Below are 23107 nucleotides of genomic sequence, written 5' to 3' on the forward strand. Positions count from 1 at the left end.
TCGTCCGTTCCCGTGTGCCCCTCCCTTCACCGGGCATGCGGCGCAGGTCAGCAAAGGTTCGCGCGGTCCGCCGTCGGCGTACCTGCTCGCGCGGCCGACGGCGCCCCGGCACCGTAGATCCAGGCGACTGGCTCGAAAATGGCGCGAAGTCGCCACGGAGCGTGTACGTCAGGGTTCCGACGGGACGGCGCGGGCCAGCGGCTCCAGGTCGCCGTAAAGGGCCGCATGGAGTGCGGCGGCGAGTTCACGGGCCCGTCCTTCGTTGTGCACCCCGTGCATCATGAAGTAAACCGGCCCGGTGTAGGCGCCGAAATCGGCCTCGCGATTGCCGACCAGGCGGAGGATCGCGGCTCGAATGGCCTCGTTCACGGCGTCGGCCACCGCATGGTCCGAGCCGGCGGTGAGCGTGTCCGCCTTCACCGTCCACAGCCGGGGCGCCTCGGATTCGATGGCCACGAATACGGCACTGTGCGCCATGGCCTCGCGATACGCATCCCGGAAAGCCTCGGCGCCCGTGGCATCCGGGATGAGGGGAGCGGGGCAGGGAACGGGCAGCGGCTGCACCCGTGCATTCTTTCAACAGCTGACGTCCGTCGGCATCCGAGAGCCGGAAGCCGGTCACGTCGAGCAGGCATCTTCACTCCTTCGAACCAAAACGATCCCCAGCCCCCCGCCCCGGGAGCAGAAAAGGCGCGCACACCCAGCAGCGCAATAATCGTCAACAATTTCGTTGACGAACCTTGCCTGTGCCGGCCACGGGACTACGGTGTGCCCGGCACAGGCAGGCCCAACGGCTCATCGCACACGCCGTTCCACGTTCCTGCCGACCAAGACGGTCGACAGCAACGGCACGACCCTGTCCTCCCGCCCGGTCTACCCCTTCCCCTACGTCGCCGAGAACACCACCGGAGGTTCGGCCGACAGCCCCTCCGGCTACACGCCGGTCAGATCCACGGCCGAGGCCGGCCTGACGCTGAACTGGCTCGGCTCCTTCCGCCCCGGCTACGAGAAGGTCGGCCACCGGGTGCACGGCAAGTGGGTCGTCACCCCGGGCAAGGCATGACCTGACCGACGCCTGAAGACCGGACCCCGCGCACGCCGTCCATGGCCGCGCGGGGTCCGACTCGCACCGCGAGTGACCGCACCCGTCAGGGTCGGAGGCGGTCACCGGCTCAGGTGCCGCAGCTCACTCTCGTACAGCTCGTCCGGGTCGAACCCCATGCCGGTGAAGTGGCCCGCCAGCTCCAGCGAGAGGACGCCCTGCAGGCGGGTCCAGAAGAGCAGGGCGCGGCGCAGGGCGGGTGGGGATGCGGGGTGGCCGGCCGCCCACCGCCGGTGTTCGGCGAGGTGGGCTTCGAGCGGGGCGTCGGCCGGGATGTCCGCCGCGGCGCCGTCCGCCTGGGCGGCGTCCAGGAGGCATTCCATGATCTCGGAGGCGATCTCGGTGATGTCGTCGGGTGCGTGGTAGCCGGGGACCGGTGTGCCATAGATGAGGAAGTACCGCTGGGGGTCCTCCAGGGCCCAGGCCCGCAGTGCGCGTCCGAGTTGTGCGAGATCCGCGCCCGGTACGGCCGCGGCGCGGACGCTGTCGGCGAGACTGCGGTAGGCGTCCCGGATCAGTTCGGTGATCAGTTCGTCCCTGCCGGCGAAGTACCGGTAGAGCGCCGGGCCGCTCATCCCCATCTGCTTGGCGATGGCGTTGAGGGACAGTCCCGGAGCCCCGGCCGCGGCGATCTGCTCCCAGGCGCGTTCCTTCACCTCGGCCCGTAGCTGGGCGCGGTAGCGCTCGCGTGGTGTCTCCTTGCCCGCGACGGTCACGTGCGCATCCCTTCTGTCGTCCGGCTCTCCGGCCCCGGAGAGCAGTGCAAGGCCTTCGCCGCACCCTTCGAGTTAGACCCTATTACGAACGCTCTTGACTGTCACGCGAACGACCGGTTATAACTTCTAACGAACGCGCCAACCACTAACTGGCGCCAAGTCGACGGAGGTCGTCATGAACGCGGGCACACGGGTCGAGGTCGTACTGCCGGGCAAGGTGGAACCGGAGGGGCTCCAGGTCCACCGGGGCGTCGTTCCGGTCGCCGGACCGGGCCAGGTCGTCATCCGGATGGAGGCGACCGGCGTCTCCTTCGCCGAGCAGCAGATGCGCCGGGGCCGCTACTACGACCAGCCGCCCTTCCCCTTCGTCCCCGGCTACGACCTGGTCGGCACCGTCGCGCAGACCGGCGACGGCGTCCCCTCCGGCCTGGCCGGCACCCGGGTGGCCGCACTGCTGAAGGTCGGCGGCTGGGCCAGCCACGTCGTCGTCGACGCCGCGGACGTGGTGCCGGTGCCGGACGGCATCAGCGCGGCTCAGGCCGAGACCGTGGTGATCAACGGCATCACCGCCTGGCAGATGCTGCACCGCAAGGCCCGCGTCCGCGCCGGGCAGACCGTCCTCGTGCACGGCGCCAACGGCGGCGTCGGCTCCGTCCTGGTCCAACTCGCCCACGCCGCCGGAGCGAAGGTGATCGGCACCGCCTCCGCACGCCATCACGCCGCCCTCAAGGAACAAGGGGTGACGCCGATCGACTACCGCACCGAAAACATCCCCGACAGCGTCCGCCGACTCGCTCCGGCCGGTGTGGACGCCGTCTTCGACCACGTCGGCGGCCGCGGCATCATCGACTCCTGGCGCCTGCTCGCACCCGGCGGAACGCTCGTCGCCTACGGCAGCGCCTCCACCCGCGACGACCAGGGCTCCAAGCAGTGGCCCGTCCTCAAGCTGCTCGGCCGCGTATGGCTGTGGAACGCCCTGCCCAACCGCCGCCACGCCTGCTTCTTCAACGTCTGGGCCGGCCGCGCCCTCAGCACCGGCCGCTTCCGCGCCCGCCTGCGCGCCGACCTCACCGAGGTGTTCAACGCCCTGCAGCGCGGCGAGATCACCGCACAGATCGCCGCCGAACTCCCCCTCACCCAGGTCGCCGAAGCGATGCGGCTGGCCGAGTCCGGCACCGTCGCGGGAAAGGTCGTCCTGCACCCCTGACCTGCGGAGGCCGTTGTTGTCCGCTGCCCAGCCTTCGCGCGCTCCCTCCTCCAGGGCCATACGGCCTCAGAACAAGTCCCAAGAGTCCTCGTGTGCCGTCCGAACCGGAAGACAGAGTGGAGTTCCGGGCCCTGCCCGGGACTCGGACCGCTCCCACGACAAGAGGTGCGTGATCATGCCCCGCCCCGTCACCGCCGGAATCGATGGCAGCGTCGCCAGTCTCGCCGCCGCTTCCTGGGCCGCCTGGGAAGCCGAACTCCATGGCACCGCACTGCACTTGGTCGCCGCCTGGCCCCCGGCGAACGGCAGCCGCGTCAGCGCCTCGCAGTCGGCCGCGCGCCGCCGCCGGGCCCTGCGCTGCCTCGACCTGGCCGCCGAGCGCCTGCGCACCCGTCACCCCTGGCTGACCATACGTACGCACGTGCTCAACGCCCCACCGACGCAGGCGCTGCTCAGCACAGGCGAGGACGCGGAACTCCTCGTCCTCGGCGCGCGCGGCCTGGGCACCACCTCCTCGTCCCCGCTCGGTTCCACCAGCGCCGGCATCGCCGCGCGGGCCGGCTTTCCCGTCACCCTCGTACGGTCCCCGTCCCGTCGGAGCGAGCGGCGCGTGCACGGCGCCCCGGTCGTCCTCGCACTGGATGCCGAACACAGCCACGACGACCTGAGCACGGCCATCGCCTTCGAGGAAGCGGCGCTGCGCCACACACCGCTGCGGGCTCTGTACGTGTGGATTCCCCCTTCCCCCGTCCACTCCCATCCGGTCATGCCCCGGCCGTACGGCCCCTCGGCCCGCACTCGCCACGCCGAACGTCTGCTCACGGAGGCCCTGGTGCCCTGGCGACGGAAATTCCCGGACGTACGGGTGGAGGAGGTCTGCCTGGAGGACGTCCCCGCCTGCGCCGTGACCGCAGCCACCCGGCACGCTGCTCTCACCGTCCTCGGTCACCGCGTCACCTCCTCGCTCGGCGCGGTGGCCCACGCCGCCGTGTGCCAGGCGGAGAGCCCCGTGCTGCTCGTCCCTCACCCCTGACACAGCGCGTCGCACTCCCTGCCCGGCGTGCCGGCGGCCGCTTCGCGCCAAGCAGCTGATGTGGCCCGATCAAGCTGTCGCGGCACCGCGGTTGTGAGCAGAATCTGCGGGAACGGTGTGCGTTCTGAGGGGATGCGATGGTGCGTCTGCGATTACTCGGCCCGGTCGAACTGACCGTGGGGGACGTGGCGGTGGACGTCGGCCCGCCCCAACGGCGCACCGTCCTGGCCGCGTTGGCCGTGGACACCGGCCGACCGGTCGGAGTGGACGTCCTGGTCGGCCGGGTCTGGGGCACCGACCCTCCCGAAGGCGCCCGGCGTTCGCTCTACGCCCACATCACCCGGATCCGGCACACCTGCGACCGCGTGGCCGACGTCTCCCGTGAAGCGGTGCGGCTGACCCGCCGGTCGGACGGATACGTGCTGCAGGCCGACCGGCGACAGGTCGACGTGCACCGCTTCCGGCACCTGGTCGACCGGGCCCGCGAGGCCCGGGTGCCGGACAGCGAGCGGGCGGCGCTGCTCGGCGAGGCGCTGGGACTGTGGCGGGGGCAACCGCTCAGCGGTCTGGACGGCCCGTGGGCCGGGCAGATGCGGCAGGCATGGCGGCGTGAGCAGGTGGACGCGACCATCGAATGGGCCCGCGCCCAGGCACGGCTCGGCGCCCCCGCGGCGACGATCGGACCGCTGTCCACCCTCCTCGACGACTTCCCCCTCGTCGAACCCTTGGCGGACGCGCTGATGCGGGCCCTGCACGACAGCGGGCGGGACGCCGAAGCCCTGCAGTGCTACGCCTCCATGCAGCGCCGGCTGGCGGACGAACTGGGCACGGATCCCGGGGCGACACTGCGCGAGACCCACCAGGCCATCCTGCGAGGGAACCTCCCCCCTTCCGCCCCGCCGCAGCACGCCGTGCCGGTGCCTCCACCGGCGCGCGGACCGCAGCGGGGCACCGTACCGGCTCAACTTCCCGTCGCCGTACGCGGCTTCACCGGCCGCCACGCGGAACTCTCCCAACTCGACGCGCTCCTGGACACCGCCCGGCACCCGGCCCCGGTGGTCATCTCGGCCGTGTCGGGCACGGCCGGAGTGGGCAAGACCGCGCTGGCCGTGCACTGGGCGCACCGGGTGCGGGAGTCGTTCCCCGACGGACAGCTCTACGTCAACCTCCGGGGCTTCGACGCCGGCGGGACCGTCGTGGACCCGTGGGAGGCGGTGCGCGGGTTCCTGGACGCCTTCGCCGTGCCCGCCGCCCGTATCCCTCCGAGCCCGGAGGCGCAGGCGGCCCTCTACCGAAGTCTGCTGGCAGACCGGCGGGTGCTGATCGTGCTCGACAACGCGCGGGACGCCGAGCAGGTCAGGCCGCTGCTGCCCGGCACACCCGGCTGTCTGGCGCTGGTCACCAGCCGCAACCGGCTCACCAGTCTGGCCGCCGTCGAAGGCGCGCGCCTGCTCTCCGTGGACGTCCTGACGCCGGAGGAATCCCGGTCCCTGCTGGCCGACCGACTCGACGCCCCACGGATCGCCGCCGAGCCCGACGCCGTCGCGGAGATCGTCGCGCGCTGCGCCGGTCTGCCGCTGGCTCTCGCCGTCCTCGCCGCCCGTGCCGCCGCCGAGCCCCGCATCCCGCTCGCCGTCCTCGCCGACGAACTGCGCGAGAGCGGAAGCCGCCTGGACGCCCTCGACGGCGGCGATTCCGCGACGCGGGTGCGGGCCGTGTTCTCCTGGTCCTACGCAGCCCTCAGCCCCGCCGCCCAACGGCTGTTCCGGCTGCTCGGCCTGCATCCCGGACCGGACATCTCGGCCGCGGCCGCCGCGAGCCTGGCCGGTGTGCCGCCCCCGCAGATCCGAGCCCCACTGGCCGAACTCACCCGAACCCATCTGCTCACCGAACACCTGTCACGTCGCTACGCCTCGCACGATCTGCTCCGCGCCTACGCCGCCGAACTCGCCCGCGCCGAGGAGGGCGACGCCGACCGCCGCCGGGCGGCACACCGCGTCCTCGACCACTACCTGTTCACCGCACTGCACGCCCAGCGCCTCCTCGGTCCGCCCGCGGATCTCGTCCACCCCTCCCCCGCCCAGCCCGGGGTGACCTCCGAGGAGCCGGCCGACCGGGAGGGTGCCATGGCCTGGTTCACTGCCGAGCATTCGGTGCTCCTCGCCGCCGTCGACCGGGCGGCCCGGGACGGATTCGAGCGTCACGTCTGGCAGCTGGCGGCGGCGCTGACGCCGTATCACCAGCGGAAGGTGCTGTGGTCCGACTGGGCGGGCACCCATATGGCCGGCCTGGCCGCAGCCCGAAGGGCGAGCGACGAGGCGGGCGAGGCATGCGCCCACCGCAACATAGGCAACGCCGAAGCGGCCCTCGGACGTCCCGACGAAGCCCGCACCCACCTCGAGCGCGCCGCGAACCTCTACCAGCGCATCGGCGACCGGTTGGGCGCGGCCCACACCCACCTCGCCCTGGGCAGGGTCTTCACCCAGCAGGGCCGGGCCGCCGAGGGGATGGCGTGCTCGCAGCAGGCCGTACGGGGTTTCCGCGCCGCCGGGGACCGCGCCTGGCAGGCCCTGGCACTCAACAACGTCGGCTGGGACCACGTGCAGATGGGCGAGTACCGGCAGGCGATCGACCACTGCGAACAGGCGCTGACCCTCATCGGCGACACCGGCCACGTCTCCGGTGAGGCCCACACCTGGGACACCCTCGGCTTCGCCCACCACCACCTGGGCGAGCACGGCGAGGCCGCCGCCTGCTACGAGAAGGCCGCGGCCCTTTTCCACCAGGTCGGCGACCTCTACTACGAGGCGGACATCCTCGCCCACCTCGGCGACACCCACTACGCCGCACGCAACCCCCGCGAGGCCCGCGACGCCTGGACCCGGTCTCTGGCCCTCTTCGAGCAACTCGACCACCAAGACACCGAGGCACTGCGGACAAGGCTCGAACACCACCTGCATCTGGACCCGTCGGACACGGTGCTGCCACCTCGCGACTGACCCGACAGGGCACCTGCGCTGTCCCCCGTGACCTGGTGAGCCGAGGCCGGGCCCGGCCGCCCCGGGGCACCGTGTCCACGAGTGATCGTCTACGCTGCCGTTGCCGCAGCGCAGACCATGTTCACGCCGTGCCTCTGGTGCGGGGCCGAGCGATCCGCAGCGCTCGCCCGGCACGCCGCGGCGGTGTCCGGCGACCTCCCAAGGAGACATGGTGAACAAGCGACGCATGATGGCCGTCGGGGCAACGGCGATGCTCGTCCTCGGACTCGCCGCATGCGGCAGCGGACGGTCCGACGCCGAGCCGCCGAGTCGCTCCGTCACCCACAGCAGTGACGTTTCCCCTGAGCAGAACACCCCCCGGAGCGACACGGTCTCCGGTCTCCGGGACATCGTCCGCCACCTCCCGGTGAAGACGTCGAGGGCGACCAGGCCCCACATGGTCAAGAAGTGCGCGTCCACCACCACACGGGTCAGGCACACGTCCACGTCGGGCACGGGCAGCAGGCGGAAGACGCGCACCTGGTACACCACCGAGCGGACGCGGACCTGCAAGAACGTCCGCAGCGGCACGGAGACGTACCGGCGGGTCGTCCGGCCGGAACGCTGGTGCGTGCGCCTCGACGACGTCGGTGGCGACAAGGCCAGGGACGACGTCTGGTTCCGGGTCGACAGTGCGACCTACCACCAGGCCCAGGCGGCAACGGACCACACCCGCGTGACGTTCGTCCCGAGGGGCACGGCCTGCTGACAACGCGACCCCTCCGGCCTGCGCCGCCACCTCGTCCGCGGGTTCGGTTCCCTGGACGCCGTCCACACCCTCGACACCAGCCTCGTGCTGCAGAACCCGAAGGCGGCGAGCCCCCTCATCGATGATGCGGCCCGCGCCGGAAGGCTCCCCGCTCCCCCTCGCATTCGCAGGTGAGGGACGGCGGCCCACCCAGCCCGTGATGCGCCGAGGCGACAGCCCGAAGGCCGCCGCTAGGTCGTGTCTTCAATTGATCTTGCTTGGTGGATCATGGTCGGGTGATTCGTCGCCATGAACTGTCCGATGCGGAGTGGGAGTTCGTCCGACCGCTGTTGCCCGCGTCCCTACGTGGCCGGAAGCGGTTGGACGACCGAAGGGTCCTCAACGGGATCGTGTGGAAGTTCCGCACCGGTACGGCCTGGCGGGATGTGCCCGAGCGGTACGGGCCGTGGCAGACACTGCACACCCGCTTCCGTCGGTGGGCTCTGGATGGAACCTTTGAGCGGATGCTGCGGACCGCGCAGGCCAGGGCGGACGCCGCTGGGGACATCGATTGGCTGGTGTCGGTCGACTCCACCGTCGTGCGAGCCCACCAGCATGCGGCGGGGGCCCGAAAAGGGGGCCGCGCAGCCCGGGGCTCGGACGCTCCCGGGGCGGCCTGACCAGCAAAATACACCTGGCCTGCGATGCCTTCGGGCGCCCGCTGGCCTTCGTGGTCACGGGCGGGAACACCAACGACTGCACGCAGTTCACCGCCGTGATGGAGGCGATCCGCGTGCCCCGCATGGGGGTGGGGCGGCCCCGGGTGCGGCCCGCGCACGTTCTGGGCGACAAGGGCTACAGCTCCCGCGCCATACGGTTTTGGCTGCGGCACCGGGGCATCCCACACACCATTCCCGAGCGGGCCGACCAGGTCCGCAACCGGCTCCGCCGCGGCAGCCGCGGCGGGCGTCCGCCGGCCTTCGACAAGCAGCTCTACAAGCGGCGCAACGTCGTGGAACGGTGCTTCAACCGCCTCAAGCAGTGGCGCGGCATCGCGACCCGCTACGAGAAGACCGCCGAGTCCTACCAGGCAGCCGTCACCCTCGCCTCGCTCCTGATGTGGGCGTGACAATTGAAGACAACTCCTAGGCCGCGTCGTCACTGGGAGCCTCGCCGCGGTGCCGCTCGAGGCGATCGACTGCTCGCTCGCTCCATGCCCGGATGACCGATGTCTGCTCGGGGGTCAGTGGGTCGAGGAAGTGGCGGCGGATGTTGCCGCCGTGCACGAGGAGGGCACCCTCGGCGGCGCGGCGCCCCTCGGCGGTCAGCCCCACCCCCGCGCGGCGGCCATCGGCCCCGTACTGGGTGCGTTTGACGAAGCCGCGTTTTTCCATACGCGTCAGCTGATGCGAGACGCGGCTCTTGTCCCAGTCGAGCGACTCGGAGAGCTCACCGACACGCATCTCGCGGCCGCCGCCGGCCCGCCACAGCGTCACCAGCACGCTGAACTCGGCTTTCGAGACATCGCAGTCACGCTGCAGACCGCGCTCCAGCTCCCTGATGAGCAGACGTTGCGCGCGCATCCAGGTGTCCCAGAACTCCCAATCCTCGGGTTCCAGCGATCGAGTCTCCGTCATGTCGCCGAGGATACCGCGACCAGCGGAGTTGTCACTTCAACTCACGTCGACCTAGAGTTGACGCATCAACTCTCCGGGAAGGGACACCATGACACTCCGCATCGCACTCATCCTCGGAAGCACCCGCCCCGGACGCCGCGGCGACCAGATCGCCGCCTGGGCACTGGAAGCCGCCCGCGCCCACGGTCGAGCCGACTACGAACTCGTCGACCTCGCCGGCCACGACCTCGGCAACCTCGACGAGCCCGGCAACCCGAACCTTCAGCAGTACCGGCACGACCACACCCGCGCCTGGGGCGCACTCATCGACAGCTTCGACGGCTACGTCTTCCTCGTCCCCGAGTACAACCACTCCTACCCCGGAGCCCTGAAGAACGCCCTGGACTACGTCTACCGGGAGTGGAACGACAAGGCCGCCGGGATCATCAGCTACGGCGGCTGGGTCGCCGGGGCCCGGGCCGCCGAAGCGCTGCGGCTCGTCCTCGCGGAACTCCAGGTGGCCACGGTCCGCGCCCAGCCCACCATCTCGACACACCCCTCCTTCCACACCGGCACGTTCGTTCCCCAAGAGGGCCTCGACACCGCCGTGGACACCATGCTCGATCAGGTGATCGCCTGGTCCGACGCACTGCGCGGGGTACGCCAGGCCAAGACGCGGGCGGCCACAGCCGCGTGAGGCCCCGTCAGAGGTCGCGCGGACAGGCGCGGTGCCGGGGCCAACCGGGGTGGCACGTGGAATGCACCCACACCTGGCAGAACGCCGTCCACCGCCTCGCCCGCTGATACGAGCGCTGGGGCACCTGTACCCGACGCCGCCCATGACTGGTCACCCCTCACCAGGGCACGGGAGTTCCGTCCCAGGAGAAGAAGCCACCGGTGGGGCCGTCGTCCGGCAGCAGGGCCAGGCGGAGGGCACCGTGGGCGGCCTCGGCCGGGTCGCCGCCGGCAGCGGCGGCCCGGGGGTTGAGATCGGTGGCCCGCAGGCCGGGGGCGAGCGCGTTGACCTTGAAGCCGTCCTCGGCCAGCGTCTGGGCGTAGAAGACGGTGAGGGCGTTGAGGGCGGCCTTCGACGACCGGTAGGCGGCACCGTTGCCGCTTCCCGGGGTGAATTGGGGGTTGGGGTTCGTGCTCCAGGTGAGCGACGCGGTGCCACTGGAGACGTTGACGATGCGGGGGTGCGGGGACCGGCGCAGGGCGGGCAGGAAGGCATTGGTCACCGCCACCACCCCGAACACGTTGGTTTCGTAGGTGCGCCGGTATTCCTCGATGCGGGTGTCGGCCGGCGAGGCGAGCGACGGTGAGATGCCGGCGTTGTTGACCAGCACGTCCAGGCGTTCCACCTGAGCCGCGGCTTGTGCGATGCCGTCGGGATCCGTCACGTCGAGGACCAGCAGCCGGGCGCCGGCACCGATCTCCTCAACGGCCCGCTGTCCGTGCCCGGGGTCGCGGGAGCCCACGTACACGGTGAGGCCCTCGGCCGCGAGCAGCCGGGCGATGTGCCGGCCGATGCCCTTGTTGGCACCGGTGACCAGAGCTGTGCGATCGTTCATGGGAACAACGGTCCCCTGGTCGTGGGCGCCCTGCCAGGGACAACCTGTACCAGGCAAGCGGCCGGAGGTGGCATGGCGCGACAGGAACTGGCCCGCTTTCTGCGGGACCGCCGAGCGGGCCTGCGCCCGCACGAGATCGGCCTGACGACGACGGGCACCGCCCGCCGTACGCCGGGCCTGCGCCGCGAGGAGGTCGCGGAGCTCGCCCACATGTCGGTCGACTACTACACGCGGCTGGAGCAGGCCCGGGGACCGCGGCCATCGCCCCGGATCCTGGACGCGCTGGCCCAGGCCCTGCGGCTCACGCCGGCCGAGCGCAGCCACCTGTTCCGCCTGGCGGGATCGAACGCGCCGCCCGCCAGCAACGCCGTGCGGCGGGTACGCCCGCACGTGGCCCGGATGCTGGAGCGGCTGCCGGAGACCGCTGCCATCGTCACCGACGCGGCGTACGGCGTCGTCGCCTGGAACCCGCTGGCCCAGGCACTGCTCGGCGGCGACCTCGCAGGCGGGACGACAAACCTGGCCCTGCGCCGCTTCCTGGGCCAGGGACGGATGTACGAGAGCTCCAGCGCCGAGGAGTTCGGGCACATCGTGGTGGCGCGGCTTCGCCGGGCCGCCGACCGCTACCCGCACGACCCGCAGGTGACCGCCCTGCTGGCCGAACTGCACGCCGGCAGCGAGGAGTTCCGGCAGATCTGGCAGACACGTCCGGTCCATGCACCCGGGCACCGCACCAAGACCCTGGACCACCCCGAAGCCGGCACCCTGCGGTTGAACTGCGACGTCCTGCTCGTGCCCGAGGATGACCAGGAAGTCGTCCTGATCACGGCCGACCCCGGATCACCTGCCGTGCGGGCCCTGCACAGGCTGGCCACGCAGGCGACCTGAAACGAAAGACGCGGACAGGTCTCTCCAGCGGTCACAGACCCGTCGCAAGGAAGGTGACAGAGCCCTGTTACCGGGTGCCGGGACGGCGCGGCTCCGCGGCCTTGTGGCGCTGATAGTGACGGGCGACCCGCACGCGGTTGCCGCAGCGGGCGGCCGAACACCAGCGGCGGCGTGGGTGGGTGGGCAGGAACAGCATCACGCAGTCGTCGGCCTCGCACTCGCGAATCGTCGCCACCGCCGGGTCGACGAACAGGGCGGCGGCGGCTTCCGCGAGGCAGGCCGCGAGCCGCAGGCCCGGTGCGCCCTCGCGTCGGCGGACCACACCCACGGCCGATCCGGTCCAGCCGAGCTCACTGATCGCCGGTGCGGCACGCTGGGCGTCGTTGAGTGCCCGCAGGTCCGCGGCCGGGGGCTCGTCGCCTCGGCGGATGTGGTCCAGGACGCGGGCGGTGTGCTCGCGTACGGCGCGTACGGCGGCCAGGTCTTCGGCACGGATCTCCTGCGGCACCTCGTCCGGGAGGCGGGCGGCCTGCAAGGTCCACCATTCCCGCAGGTCGTCCGGAGAGGCGAGCAGATCGCCCGTGGACGGGCGCGTGTTGACCAGGTCCAGGGCCAGCGGCTCTCCGGTCAGCGGCACGAGATCACTCATGCCGCTAATGCTACATCCAACTCTTGACACATTAGATCGCCCTCCACTAAACCTAATGCATAACAGGGCGAACAAAGGATTAGCCATGCTTGGTGCCATCGCTCGCACGGTCCACCGCCACGTGGAGATCGACGACGTCCGCGTCTTCTACCGGGAGTCCGTCCCCGACCGGGCCGACGCACCCGTACTCCTTCTCCTGCACGGATTCCCGTCCGGCTCCCACCAGTTCCGGCGCCTCATCGACGCGCTCGGCTCGCGCTACCGGCTCATCGCCCCCGACTACCCCGGCTTCGGCCACACCCAGGCGCCGAACGGCTTCGCGTACACCTTCGACCGGCTCGCCGACATCACCGAAGGGTTCGTACGAAGCCTCGGCCTCGACCGGTTCGTCATGTACGTCTTCGACTTCGGCGCCCCCGTCGGCTTCCGGATCGCAGAACGGCACCCGGAGTGGATCGCGGGCCTGGTCGTGCAGAACGGCAACGCCTACGAGGAAGGTCTCTCGGACACGGCGCGCGGCCTGGTCGGGCTGACTCCCCACACGCCCGGCGCCCAGGACACGATTCGCGACGTCCTCAGCCTCGCCGGCACCCGCGGCCAGTACGAGACCGGCGTCCCCGACACCGATCTCATCGCCCCGGACGGCTGGACCCTCGACCAGCAATTCCTCGATCTGCCGGGCCGCAAGGACGCCCAGCAGTCATTGATCTTCGACTACCGCACCAACGTCGAGCGCTACGACGACTGGCAGGCCTGGCTGCGCCGGCACACCCCGCCCGCGCTCGTCCTCTGGGGCACCGGCGATCCCTTCTTCACCGAACCCGGCGCCCACGCTTACCTCCGCGACCTCCCCGACGCCGAACTCCACCTCTTCGACACCGGCCACTTCGCCCTCGAGACACACCTGCCGGACATCGCACCGCTGATCGCCGACTTCCTCGACCGCGCGTGGAAGTGAGCGACCTATTTGGTGTGCAGGCGTGCGGTGCGCCACGTACCGTGCTCCTCGATGCGGTTCGCGACCTTCAATGTGCTGCACGGCCGGACACTCGAGGACGGCCGTCCCGTTTCCGTCCCGCCCGCGCAGGCCGGGCGTCCCCTGGCCGACGCCGTCACGGGCCTCGGCGCGGACGTCCTGGCACTGCAGGAGGTCGACCGCTTCCAGGAGCGGTCGGGGGACGTGGATCAGGCCCGCGTCGCCGCCGAAGCGGCCGGCGCACCGGAGTGGCGGTACGCGTCGGCGGTCCATGGGCGGGCCGTTCCGGGCAAAGGGTGGGTGATCGATCCGTCCCAGCCGGCACTGCGGGTCCACGGTCCGCACGATGCGCCGGCGCGAGGCGATGTGCCGTCGCACGGCATCGCGCTGCTGTCCAGGCTGCCCGTGCGGGAATGGCGGGCCATGCGGTTCGCGCCGGCCCCCTTGGCCATGCCGCTGCGGGTGCCCGGCAGGCCCGGCCTCACGGTCGCCCGCGACCAGCCACGTGCCGCCCTGGCCGCCGTCATCGAGGCGGAGCGCGGGGAGTTGACGGTGGTGGCGGTGCACCTCTCGTTCGTCCCCGGGTGGAACATCCGGCAACTGCTCGCCGTACGGGACCGGATCGCCGATCTGCCCCGGCCGCACGTCCTGCTGGGGGACTTCAACCTGATCGGACCGATTCCCCGACTCGTGCTCAACACCGCCGAGTTGGTCGCCCCCGTGGCCGGTCGCGATCGTCGGGCGTCGGGGCCGGACGGCTGGCGGGACCTGGCCCGCGTACGGACGTATCCCTCGCACCGTCCCATGATCCAGTTCGACCATGTGCTCGTCTCCGGGACCCCTCGGTGCGCCCCGGTCGCTGCGGGTGCCCCGCGCGTACCGGTGTCGGACCACCGGCCCGTCGTGGTCGACGTGCCCTGGTGATGCCGCCGCGCCCCGCCGGACCGTGCGCGGCCGGTCTGTTCAGCGCAGGACGGCCGCCAGCAGGTCGGCACCCAGCGACGTGACGTCGGACAGGTTCAGGGTGTAGCGGACGTACCGGCCCTGCCGCCGCGACGTCAGAAGACCCGCGCGGCGCAGGACGGCGAGATGGCGGGACACCTCCGGGGGCGTGAGTTCCCAGAAGTGGGCCAGTTCGGCGGTGGTGTGCGGGCCGCGGGCCAAGGTGCGCAGCAGCCGCATCCGTACCGGATGCGCGAGCGCCTCCAGCCGTGCGGTGACCGTCTCCAAGGCGACGGGCTCCGCCGGACGCGGCTCGGCCACGGGATACTGCACCACCGGATGCCATCCAGGCGCGTGCACGGCCACCAGGTGCGGGCGGCCGAAGACGCTGGGGATGAACGTGACCCCGCCGCCACGCGCCGCGGTCGACTTGTCCTGCACCTTGTCCACGATGATGCAGTCACCGTCCGGTGCCAGGGTGACCGCGCCGGAGACCGAGGCGAGAGCCACCCCCAGGCCCCGCCTCCTGAGGAGTTCGTTCTTCAGGCGCAGATCGTTGGCGAGTTGTACCGCCACGTCCGCCCAGGCGGCGTCGAAGAACGCCTCGGCGCACTCTTCGAGGGTGCGGCGCACCCGCACCCGTACCGCGGGCGGATCGGCGAGCAGCCGTTCCGCGAAGGCCTCCTGTTGCGCGCCGCGTGCCTGGGCCACGTCCAGGGCCCGTTCGCGCGCGGTCGCGTCGCTGAGCGGCGACCTGCCGCGGAAGTGGACGCGGTTGCTGCCGCACGTGGTGACGAGCGCGGCGGTCACATAGCTCTCGTCGTCGATGCGGTCGACGTCGTCCAGTTCCTCGGCCAGCGTGGACCGCGGCCGCCCGGGGATCAGGAAGTCGGCCTGAGAGGAGCGCCAGAGGAACTCCGCCTCCCGCAGCCGCTCGGCGAGCTCGGGCCGCAGCCCGGCCCAGACGTCCGCGGCCCAGCCGGCGCACTGCGGATGGTGACCCGGCTCGGCCAGCACGTGCAGCATCGCCGTCAGCTCGGCCAGCGGGGAGGCAGCGAACCGTACGCGCTCGGACGGCAGACCGCCGATGTCGATCCTCAGCGTCATCCCCACATCATCACCGTCCGGACGGCCGACGACGACGCCGATTGACGATGTACGTCAACCCGCGTGCCGCACCCCCGCGGCCGCCCGCACCGTCTGACGCCATGGCACCCCTCACACGAGTCCGGCCCAGCGCCCTCGTCCACGCCTCCGGCGGCCCCCGCTACGTCGTCGCCCTGGCCGTGGACGCGCTCGGCACCGGTCTGCTGCGGCCCTTCCTGCTGCTCTACGGCGTCACGGTGCTCGAACTGCCCGCGCCGGTCACCGGCACCGCCATGACGGCCGGCATCGTCGCGGGCCTGGTCGCCACGCCCGCGGTGGGCCGATGGCTGGACCGCGGCGCACGCAGCACCGTCGTGGCCGCCTCGATGCTGGTACGCGTGCTGGGGGTGACTCTGTTGCTGGCCGCCCCGGCCGGGCGGGTCTGGCCGTTCGCGACGGCGGCCCTCTTCCTCGGCATCGGCAACCAGGCCCTGGCCCGCCGCTCACGCGGCCCTCGTGGCGACGGTGGCCGACGGCCGGGAACGCGACACCGCCCTCGCGGGAAGCCGGGCGGTGCGCAACGCCGGCCTGGGTCTCGGAGCGCTCCTCACCACCGTCTGCCTGGCGGGCGGGAGCGGCGCGCTGCGAGCCCTGGCGACCGTCACCGGGCTCGCCTACCTCGCCGCGGCCGCCTTGGCGTGGTCGGTCCATGTCCACGCCCGTCCGGCGCGGTCCACCCCTGGCGGGGAACAGGGCGAGGAGTCCGCGCCTCGGATGCTCACACTCCTCGCCGCCAACGTGGTCTACGTCTTCTGCCTCAACGTCCCCGAGATCGCGCTGCCTCTGGTCCTGGTGACGCAGTTGCACGCCTCCCCGGTCTGGCCGGCGGCCGTCTTCGTCGCCAACACGGTGCTGGTCGTCACCCTGCAAGTGCCCGTCACCGTCGCCATGTCCCGCTTCTCCCGGCGCACGGTCCTGGCCCTGTCCGGCGTGCTGCTGGCAGCCTCCTACCTGGGCTTCCTCGCCGCCACCCCGCTCGGTCACGGCTGGGCCGTCCCGGCCGTCGCCGCCGTTTCCGTGGTCTGCACGATCGGCGAGATCCTCTACGCGGGCAGCGCCACGGCGCTCGTCACCGCACTGGCCCCGACCCATGTCCTGGGGCGCGCACTGGCGCGCTTCCAGCTCTCCACCGGCCTGGGCCTCGCCGTCTCCCCGGCGATCATCACCGCACTGGCCCCGCTCGGCCCGGCCGCCCTCTGGGGCAGCCTCACGACCGCCACCCTGCTGTCCGCCCTGGCCGTCGGCACCGAGGGATCGCCGTCGGACGAGCAGACCCGTAGGGCGCGCAGCACGTCATGTTCGGCGAAGCCGGCACGAAGGGCCGGGAAAGGGCCGTACAACCTCCCCAGGCCATGAGCCCTTTCCCGGCCGACCGCACGCCCGTACCCCGCCCGGCCGGGTTCATGCCGGGTGGCCGGTCCCAGGGGCGTGACGTCCCCGGGACCGGCCACCGGGTACCGGTCCGGCCGGGCCGACTCCCGCGGGGCGGGGTCAGAACTCGATCGGGTCCATGTGGTCCCTGTTGTCCTCGCTCATCGACACGCGGTTCACGATCGTCTGGGACACGTCCCCGTCGTCGAAGGTCAGGTCGAGCCGGTAGCCGAACTTCCAGGTGTCGTCGCCGTTCGGCTGGATGTGCAGCCGGACGGTGCCGCCCTGGAGCGCGTCCCAGGTGATGTTCTTCCGCACGAGCAGACCGACGGGTACGACGGAGCCGTCGCCGAACCTGCCGAAGGTGTCGAACGCAGAGGCCGCGGTCTTGCCGGCAGCGGTCACCACCTTGATGCTCACGGTGGTGTCGCCGTCCTTGTCCTCACCCGAGGTCAAGAACGTGATCTTGGCACTCGTCAGGGTCGCGCCGACATCAGCCGGGCGGACGCTGTGCGACGGAGCGTCCCGATGGCCGGGCGCGGCGCCGGCGATGCCCGCGCATCCCAACAGCAGGGCGATGCTCGCAAAAACCGCGGCCAATGTGCGTCCGAGTCGTTTTCCTCGCATGGGATTCCTTTGTCCAGGCCCCAGAGGACTGGGCCGTGAGTGGGACGAGTGGGGGAGAAGGCCGGCGCCCTTCTCCGTCGATGGTGTGCCGAAGGAGGTCGGCGGTCACACGAAGTGCCGTTCAGCGGAACAGCCGTGACGGCGTGCCGGTGCGTGCGGAATCACTCGTCGATCACGGACCCGAAGTGGGCGCCGTGCTCGTTGCCGCCGAGGGCGGCGGCGCCGTAGGAACGGGAGCCGTCGGCGAGCAGGCCGTTGCCGCCCGCGGGCAGCAGCCCGGGTTCGCATCGGGATTCCTCGGGGGCTCGTTCCGGTTCTCGGCAGGTTCGCCGGTGCACGTGTCCGTCGCGGTCGCGGCTGCGCGCACCAAGCACCGCCTATGACTGCGGATGCCGGAAGAACTCATCGGCGGCGCGGAGGATTCACCAGGGAACGGTCTTGCCGAAGCGGTCCAAGTAGGCGAGGCCGGGCGTGCCCAGCCGGGAGAGCAGGACGTCCACCAGCACCGGGACGCTCTCCTCAATGGTGAACGGCGCGTCCGGACCGCCCAGGGCGGTGCGGATCCAGCCCGGCGCCAGGAGGAGGAAGGCGCGCCGTGTCCCGCCCTGTCGGGCGGCGAAGCTCCGGCAGGCCGGAACCCGGCTCTCCGGCGATCGCCTCGTCGAGCCGCCCACCGCCCGCGCACGACGCTGAGGGAAGGGCCGGGTCAGGCGGGGACGAGTGGGTGGTCGACCACGTCCTTCATCGTGCGCAGCGCCCTGGGAGTGAGGCCGCGCGCGAGGAGGGAACGGCGTCCGGCAGCACCTGCCTGCATTCGGCGCAACGGGGCAGGGCGTGGACCTTGTGCTTGCGCAGCCGGACCACGGGGCCGAGTGCGCGCAGCGCGGCGTAAGGCCGATAGGGGTCGCGGATCGCCGACGCCGAGTACGGGTCGGGCCGGTAGACGGGAGTCTCGGTACGCACAGGCTTGAGACGCCTTTCTCAGGGCGCGGTGACACGCGGAACGGGACTGTGGCTCGGTCCTCGTGGTCGTCAGGCCGGCCGCTTCCGGCGTTCGGCGCCCAGCCGGGCGTAGTGGTCGATGAGGTCCGGCGCGTCCACGGCGCCGCGGTTGACGACCTGTTCGACGGGGGCGCCCTGAAGGAGGCGTTTGACGGGGACTTCGAGCTTCTTGCCGGTGCGCGTGTGCGGGATGCCGGGCACTTCGAGGATCTCGTCGGGGACGTGGCGGGGTGAGGCTCCCTCGCGGACGGCGTCGCGGATCTTCCCGCGGAGGGCGTCGTCCAGGACCACCCCGGCGGCCAGGACGACGAACAGGGGCATCCAGTAGCCGCCGTCGGGTTCCTCCGCGCCGATGACCAGCGCTTCCGTGATCTCCGGAAGGCGTTCGACGACGTCGTGGATGTCGGCGCTGCCCAGCCGTACGCCGTTGCGGTTCAGCGTGGAGTCGGAACGGCCGTGGACGATCACCGAGCCGCGCGAGGTGAGCGTGATCCAGTCGCCGTGGCGCCACACACCGGGGTAGGAGGAGAAGTAGGCGTCACGGTAGCGGCTGCCGTCGGGGTCGTTCCAGAAGTACAGCGGCATCGACGGCATGGGACGGGTGACGACGAGCTCGCCGACCTGGTCCACCACGCCTCCCCCTTCGGCGTCGTACGCGGCCAGCGCCACGCCGAGGTGGGGTGCGGACAACTCCCCCGCCCACACCGGGGTGTTGGGGGCGCTGCCGGCGAAGCCGGAGACGACGTCCGTGCCGCCGCTGATGGACGCCAGCAGCACGTGCTCGCCGACGTGGTCGCGGACCCAGGGGTAGGCGGAGGCCGGCAGGGCGGAGCCGGTGCAGCCGATCACGCGGATCGACGACAGGTCGTGGACCGAGGGGTCGATGCCGAACTTGGCCATGCCCAGCAGGTATTGGGGGCTGGTGCCGAAGACGGTCACCTGGTGGCGTGCGGCCAGCTTCCACAGGACGTCGGGCTCGGCGAGGGGCGCCGGGCTGCCGTCGTACGTGCACGTCGTGGCGCCCGTCAGAAGGGTGGAGGCGACGAGGTTCCACATCATCCAGTGGGTGGTGGTGTACCACAGGAGACGGTCGGCGGGGCCGAGATCGGAGTGCAGTCCCAGGGTCTTGAGGTGCTCCAGCAGGACGCCGCCGTGGCCGTGGACGATGCCTTTGGGCAGGCCGGTGGTGCCGGAGGAGAACACGACCCACAGAGGGTGGTCGAACTCCACGGGCGTGCAGGCGAGTTGTTCCGTGCGGGTGGCCGCGTCCTCCCACGGCACCACCAGGGACGGATACGGCTGCGCGGTCCACGGCAGGCCGACGTGGTCCACCAGCAGCGTCGCCTTCAACGTCGGCAGCGTCAGGGCGAGTTCGGCCGTGGCGTCGCGACGGTCGTGAGCGGTGCCGTTGAAGAGGTAGCCGTCGGAGGCGATCAGGACCGTGGGTTCGAGCTGGGCGAACCGGTCGGCGGCGGCTCTGGGGGCGTAGTCCTGCCCACACACCGACCACACGGCACCCAGGCTCGCGGTGGCGAGGAAGGCGACGATCGCGTGCGGGGTGTTGGGCAGGTAGCCCACCACCCGGTCCCCCTTGCCGACGCCGAGGTCGCGCAGGGTCGCGGCGACGGAGGCGACCTGGGCGCGCAGTTGGCCGGCGGTCACCTCGTAGCCGGAGCCGGTCTCGTCGAGGGCGACGACCGCCACGGCGTCGTCGGCGTGGCTGCGCAGGGCGTGGTGGGCGTAGTTGAGGGTGGCGCCGGTGAACCAGCGGGCGCCGGGCATGGTCTCCTCGGCGAGCACCTGCTCGTACGGGGTGTCCGCGTCGATGTCGAAGTACTTCCACACCGCGCCCCAGAAGCCTTCCAGGTCGGTGACCGACCACTGGTGCAGGGCGGTGTAGTCGGCGCCGTCCATCCCGGCGTGGCGGGCGAAGTCCCGGATGTTGCTGTCGGCGACGACCTGCGGATCCGGCGTCGTGAAAGGCACGGTCATCGTGCGGTGCTCCTCAGCGGGCTTGGGTGGAGGGTCTGTTCGGGAGGGAGAGGGCTGCGCGTGGTGTGCACGAGGGACGCCCACGCTCCGATGCCGGTGAAGTCCCGGGCTCCGGCCGGCACGACGTCCATGACGACGCGGTCGGGGCGCAGCAGGACGGCGTCCGCCCGGCCGGCGCGCAGCCAGGCGGCGAGTGTGCCGTCGTCGCCGAGGTCGCCGACGGGGATCGCGCGGCCGCCGAGTCCGTGGGCGAGGGCGTTCAGCGAGGGCCATGGCGAGGCGGCGGTGAGCACGGCGAACGAGTCACCGAGCACGTCGTCGAGGCGCGTACGTCGTCCGTCGGCGGTGACCCACGGTTGCGGGCAGTGGGTGCCCGCCAGACCTCCGCGCAGGCCGCGGCGCACAAGCGGACCAGAGGTCAGGGGCGGAGTGAGGTCACGGCCTGCCTTGGCGGCCAGGCCGGGTATGCGGCAGACCGTTCCGAGCAGTCCCCGGCGCAGGGCCGCGGCGCCGTCCTGTCCGCCGGTCATGGCCCAGCCCATGGCGACGGCGAGGCGGATCATGTGCCGTGCGTGTGGCCTGCGTTCGCTTTCGTAGGTGTCCAACAGCTTTTCGTCGGCGCCTTGTTGAAGGACGTGGGCGAGTTTCCAGGTGAGGTTGTAGGCGTCGCGCAGGCCCGCGCACAGGCCCTGTCCGATGAACGGCGGGGTGAGGTGGGCGGCGTCGCCGAGGAGGAAGACGCGGCCGCTTCGCCATCGGTCGGCTATGCGGGCCCGGAAGGTGTACTGCGTCTGGCGAACGACTTCGACGTCCCCGTCGTAGGAGGGCGGCAGCCAGGGGGAGACCAGTTCGCGGAGCGGTTCGTCGGTGTCGCCGAGCCGGAACTCCCAGCGGTAGCGGTCCTCGCCGACGCGCATGAACGTCGCCGGGCGGCGCGGGTCGCAGACCTGGTCGACGCCCTCCCAGCAGCGGACGTCGGCCTTGGTCCGGACGTCGATGACGTTCCAGCGTTCCTCGAAGCGCAGGTCCTCCCAGGCTGCGCCGATGGCGTCGCGGGTGAGGCTGTTCGCCCCGTCGCAGCCGAGAACCGCCTCGGCCCACATCTGGTGCTCGCCGTCGTCGTCGCGGTAGGTCACGCGCACCCGGCCCGCGGGGTCCGGTCCGACGCCTGTGACCTCCACGCCACCGCGCAGTTCGCATTCGGGGTGCCGCAGGAGAGTCTCGCGCAGCAGTCGTTCCAGTTCCGGCTGGTCGAACATGCTGGTCTGCGGGTAGCCGTGCGGGCCGTGCCCGGTGCGGCGGAACTCCGCCATCACCCGGTGGCGGGCGTCCAGCAGACGCAGTCCGTTCGCGGGGCGGGCGATCGCGGCGAACTCCTCCCCCACGCCGGCGGCCTGGAGGATCCTGCGGACCTCGTCGTCGGTGGCGACGGCACGGGGCAGGGGGTAGAGGTCCTGGTGGCGTTCCAGGACCACGGTGCGGACTCCGCGCCGGGCGAGGAGGAGGGCTGCGGTCACGCCCACCGGTCCGGCGCCGACGATGACGACGGGTACGTGCTGTGCGGTGCGGCTCACTTCGGACCCCTACTCCGCGTCCGTGACGGGCGAGCGCTGCTCGCCGAGGTCGATCCGGCCGTCGGGGGTCGTGATCGTCGCCGTGATCATGTCGCCGGTGCGCAGGTAATGCGGATTCCTGGCCTGCGACTTGAAGAACGCCTTCCATTTCACGGCGGCCGGCAGCAGGGCGCCGATCTTCTCGACCGGCTTGGGCGGGGCCTTGAGCGCGGTGCCGCCGGGGGTGCCGGTGAGCAGCAGGTCGCCGGGGTCGAGGGTCTGGAAGCGGGCCAGCAGGGTCAGGGCCCGCGCCGGGCGGACGATCATGTCGGCGAGGGTGCGGTCCTGGCGCAGCTCGCCGTTGACGGACAACCGCAGCCGCAGATCGAGGAGACGGGCGAAGTCCTCGGGCTCCAGAAGGGCCAGGTAGGGGCCGGCCGGTGTGAAGGTGGGGTAGGACTTGCTCTCGTAGAACTGGGTCTTGGTCAGCTGGACGTCGCGGGCGCTGACGTCGTTGGTGATCACCAGTCCGGCGACGTACGACGGCAGGTCCCGCTCCTCGACCACGGTGCCGACGGGCAGGGGTGCGCCCATGACGAGGCCCAGTTCGATCTCGTAGTCGAGGAACTGCACGTGGGAGGGCCGGACGACGGCGTCGTGGGGTCCGCTGACCGAGCCGGAGGCCTTGCGGAAGAAGGCGGGCGGAATGTCGCCGGTGAAGCCCGAATCGCGGGCGTGACTGCGGTAGTTGACCATTTGGGCGACCACCCGGCAGGGGGTGGTGACCGGCGAGAGGGCGGCAAGGTCGGCGACGGGCGTGCCCGTCTCGTCCGAGGTGGCCGCCTCCCGTACGGCGTCACGTTCGGCGATCAGCTCGGCGGTGGTGACGGCCTTGGTGGGGACTGGGACGGCCCGGTCGCCGCGGACCACCCACCAGCCGTCGGCGGTGCGCAGGACATTCGTGCTCATGTCAGTACTTTCGTCAGGGGG

At 71.7% G+C, this 23107-nt stretch carries 21 protein-coding genes and 3 pseudogenes; 11 read left to right on the plus strand and 13 right to left on the minus strand.

Translation table 11 applies throughout. The features are described 5' to 3' along the window. Positions 1-168: 168 nt before the first annotated feature. Positions 169-564, minus strand: a complete 396-nt coding sequence (locus tag LN251_RS37840) for a hypothetical protein (RefSeq protein WP_458248681.1) — start codon at positions 562-564, stop codon at positions 169-171. A 202-nt stretch (positions 565-766) separates the two neighbouring features. Here LN251_RS37840 and LN251_RS37845 point away from each other — a divergent pair, with 202 nt between their 5' ends. Further along, a complete protein-coding gene (locus tag LN251_RS37845) occupies positions 767-1063 on the plus strand; it encodes a hypothetical protein (RefSeq protein ID WP_458248682.1) in 297 nt (98 codons plus the stop codon). Positions 1064-1164: 101 nt separating this feature from the next. Here the strand turns inward: LN251_RS37845 and LN251_RS37850 are convergent, their stop codons facing one another. Further along, positions 1165-1818, minus strand: a complete 654-nt coding sequence (locus LN251_RS37850; protein ID WP_458248683.1) for a TetR/AcrR family transcriptional regulator — start codon at positions 1816-1818, stop codon at positions 1165-1167. Between the two features lie 175 nt (positions 1819-1993). On the opposite strand from LN251_RS37850, the gene LN251_RS37855 reads away from it, so the two are divergent. The 5 genes and pseudogenes from LN251_RS37855 (at position 1994) to LN251_RS37875 (ending at position 8913) form a co-directional block, all read left to right on the plus strand. Then, entirely contained in the window at positions 1994-3025 is a 1032-nt protein-coding gene (locus LN251_RS37855; protein ID WP_458248684.1) for a medium chain dehydrogenase/reductase family protein, read from the plus strand. Positions 3026-3200: 175 nt separating this feature from the next. Further along, positions 3201-4058, plus strand: coding sequence for a universal stress protein (locus LN251_RS37860; protein WP_458248685.1), 858 nt, complete (start codon positions 3201-3203; stop codon positions 4056-4058). Positions 4059-4195: 137 nt separating this feature from the next. Continuing rightward, positions 4196-7057 (plus strand): AfsR/SARP family transcriptional regulator, encoded by a 2862-nt coding sequence (locus LN251_RS37865; protein ID WP_458248686.1) that lies wholly within the window; start codon positions 4196-4198, stop codon positions 7055-7057. A gap of 208 nt (positions 7058-7265) precedes the next feature. Further along, a complete protein-coding gene (locus LN251_RS37870; RefSeq protein ID WP_458248687.1) occupies positions 7266-7805 on the plus strand; it encodes a hypothetical protein in 540 nt (179 codons plus the stop codon). Positions 7806-8080: 275 nt separating this feature from the next. Then, positions 8081-8913, plus strand: a pseudogene (locus LN251_RS37875) (IS5 family transposase). Positions 8914-8929: 16 nt separating this feature from the next. Here the strand turns inward: LN251_RS37875 and LN251_RS37880 are convergent. After that, positions 8930-9421 (minus strand): MarR family winged helix-turn-helix transcriptional regulator, encoded by a 492-nt coding sequence (locus LN251_RS37880; RefSeq protein WP_458248688.1) that lies wholly within the window; start codon positions 9419-9421, stop codon positions 8930-8932. Between the two features lie 88 nt (positions 9422-9509). Between LN251_RS37880 and LN251_RS37885 the strand changes: the two genes are divergently transcribed. Beyond that, positions 9510-10097: an NADPH-dependent FMN reductase gene (locus LN251_RS37885; RefSeq protein WP_458248689.1), complete on the plus strand. Its 588-nt coding sequence runs from the start codon at positions 9510-9512 to the stop codon at positions 10095-10097. A gap of 157 nt (positions 10098-10254) precedes the next feature. On the opposite strand, the gene LN251_RS37890 is transcribed toward LN251_RS37885, so the two are convergent. Next, on the minus strand, positions 10255-10971 hold the full coding sequence (locus tag LN251_RS37890) for an SDR family oxidoreductase (protein WP_458248690.1): 717 nt from the start codon (positions 10969-10971) through the stop codon (positions 10255-10257). Between the two features lie 72 nt (positions 10972-11043). Between LN251_RS37890 and LN251_RS37895 the strand changes: the two genes are divergently transcribed. Then, a complete protein-coding gene (locus tag LN251_RS37895) occupies positions 11044-11859 on the plus strand; it encodes a helix-turn-helix transcriptional regulator (RefSeq protein WP_458248691.1) in 816 nt (271 codons plus the stop codon). 67 nt (positions 11860-11926) lie between these two features. On the opposite strand, the gene LN251_RS37900 is transcribed toward LN251_RS37895, so the two are convergent. Continuing rightward, positions 11927-12508 (minus strand): CGNR zinc finger domain-containing protein, encoded by a 582-nt coding sequence (locus LN251_RS37900; RefSeq protein WP_458248692.1) that lies wholly within the window; start codon positions 12506-12508, stop codon positions 11927-11929. Positions 12509-12593: 85 nt separating this feature from the next. Here LN251_RS37900 and LN251_RS37905 point away from each other — a divergent pair, with 85 nt between their 5' ends. Together LN251_RS37905 and LN251_RS37910 are read left to right on the plus strand one after the other, a co-directional pair. Next, positions 12594-13466, plus strand: coding sequence for an alpha/beta fold hydrolase (locus tag LN251_RS37905; RefSeq protein ID WP_458248693.1), 873 nt, complete (start codon positions 12594-12596; stop codon positions 13464-13466). A 51-nt stretch (positions 13467-13517) separates the two neighbouring features. Next, positions 13518-14408: an endonuclease/exonuclease/phosphatase family protein gene (locus tag LN251_RS37910; protein ID WP_458248694.1), complete on the plus strand. Its 891-nt coding sequence runs from the start codon at positions 13518-13520 to the stop codon at positions 14406-14408. Between the two features lie 39 nt (positions 14409-14447). On the opposite strand, the gene LN251_RS37915 is transcribed toward LN251_RS37910, so the two are convergent. Then, positions 14448-15533: a DUF5937 family protein gene (locus LN251_RS37915; protein ID WP_458248695.1), complete on the minus strand. Its 1086-nt coding sequence runs from the start codon at positions 15531-15533 to the stop codon at positions 14448-14450. 101 nt (positions 15534-15634) lie between these two features. Here LN251_RS37915 and LN251_RS37920 point away from each other — a divergent pair. After that, a pseudogene (locus LN251_RS37920) lies at positions 15635-16928 on the plus strand (MFS transporter). A 135-nt stretch (positions 16929-17063) separates the two neighbouring features. Here the strand turns inward: LN251_RS37920 and LN251_RS37925 are convergent. From LN251_RS37925 to LN251_RS37955, 7 genes and pseudogenes are all read right to left on the minus strand, one after another. Beyond that, positions 17064-17399 (minus strand): hypothetical protein, encoded by a 336-nt coding sequence (locus LN251_RS37925; RefSeq protein WP_458248696.1) that lies wholly within the window; start codon positions 17397-17399, stop codon positions 17064-17066. A gap of 332 nt (positions 17400-17731) precedes the next feature. Then, complete coding sequence (locus LN251_RS37930) at positions 17732-17908, minus strand: hypothetical protein (protein ID WP_458248697.1); 177 nt, start codon at positions 17906-17908, stop codon at positions 17732-17734. Between the two features lie 84 nt (positions 17909-17992). Further along, positions 17993-18196 (minus strand): annotated as a pseudogene (locus tag LN251_RS37935) (3-oxoacyl-ACP reductase); the annotation flags it as partial. Between the two features lie 115 nt (positions 18197-18311). Next, complete coding sequence (locus LN251_RS37940) at positions 18312-18533, minus strand: hypothetical protein (RefSeq protein WP_458248698.1); 222 nt, start codon at positions 18531-18533, stop codon at positions 18312-18314. A 69-nt stretch (positions 18534-18602) separates the two neighbouring features. Further along, positions 18603-20564, minus strand: a complete 1962-nt coding sequence (locus tag LN251_RS37945) for an acetoacetate--CoA ligase (RefSeq protein WP_458248699.1) — start codon at positions 20562-20564, stop codon at positions 18603-18605. Next, positions 20561-22138 (minus strand): bifunctional 3-(3-hydroxy-phenyl)propionate/3-hydroxycinnamic acid hydroxylase MhpA, encoded by a 1578-nt coding sequence (mhpA, locus tag LN251_RS37950; RefSeq protein ID WP_458248700.1) that lies wholly within the window; start codon positions 22136-22138, stop codon positions 20561-20563. The genes LN251_RS37945 and mhpA overlap by 4 nt, the downstream gene beginning before the upstream one ends. A 9-nt stretch (positions 22139-22147) precedes the next feature. Further along, positions 22148-23086 (minus strand): fumarylacetoacetate hydrolase family protein, encoded by a 939-nt coding sequence (locus tag LN251_RS37955; protein ID WP_458248701.1) that lies wholly within the window; start codon positions 23084-23086, stop codon positions 22148-22150. Between the last annotated feature and the right edge of the window lie 21 nt (positions 23087-23107).

The organism is Streptomyces sp. MAI_2237 (assembly GCF_054189285.1).

Bases quoted from the DNA above. Each gene is read 5' to 3' on its own strand.
- LN251_RS37855 (WP_458248684.1), top strand. From the start codon at position 1,994: ATGAACGCGGGCACACGGGTCGAGGTCGTACTGCCGGGCAAGGTGGAA.
- LN251_RS37860 (WP_458248685.1), top strand. From the start codon at position 3,201: ATGCCCCGCCCCGTCACCGCCGGAATCGATGGCAGCGTCGCCAGTCTC.
- LN251_RS37865 (WP_458248686.1), top strand. From the start codon at position 4,196: ATGGTGCGTCTGCGATTACTCGGCCCGGTCGAACTGACCGTGGGGGAC.
- LN251_RS37870 (WP_458248687.1), top strand. From the start codon at position 7,266: ATGGTGAACAAGCGACGCATGATGGCCGTCGGGGCAACGGCGATGCTC.
- LN251_RS37880 (WP_458248688.1), bottom strand. From the start codon at position 9,421: ATGACGGAGACTCGATCGCTGGAACCCGAGGATTGGGAGTTCTGGGAC.
- LN251_RS37885 (WP_458248689.1), top strand. From the start codon at position 9,510: ATGACACTCCGCATCGCACTCATCCTCGGAAGCACCCGCCCCGGACGC.
- LN251_RS37890 (WP_458248690.1), bottom strand. From the start codon at position 10,971: ATGAACGATCGCACAGCTCTGGTCACCGGTGCCAACAAGGGCATCGGC.
- LN251_RS37895 (WP_458248691.1), top strand. From the start codon at position 11,044: ATGGCGCGACAGGAACTGGCCCGCTTTCTGCGGGACCGCCGAGCGGGC.
- LN251_RS37900 (WP_458248692.1), bottom strand. From the start codon at position 12,508: ATGAGTGATCTCGTGCCGCTGACCGGAGAGCCGCTGGCCCTGGACCTG.
- LN251_RS37905 (WP_458248693.1), top strand. From the start codon at position 12,594: ATGCTTGGTGCCATCGCTCGCACGGTCCACCGCCACGTGGAGATCGAC.
- LN251_RS37910 (WP_458248694.1), top strand. From the start codon at position 13,518: ATGCGGTTCGCGACCTTCAATGTGCTGCACGGCCGGACACTCGAGGAC.
- LN251_RS37915 (WP_458248695.1), bottom strand. From the start codon at position 15,533: ATGACGCTGAGGATCGACATCGGCGGTCTGCCGTCCGAGCGCGTACGG.
- LN251_RS37945 (WP_458248699.1), bottom strand. From the start codon at position 20,564: ATGACCGTGCCTTTCACGACGCCGGATCCGCAGGTCGTCGCCGACAGC.
- LN251_RS37955 (WP_458248701.1), bottom strand. From the start codon at position 23,086: ATGAGCACGAATGTCCTGCGCACCGCCGACGGCTGGTGGGTGGTCCGC.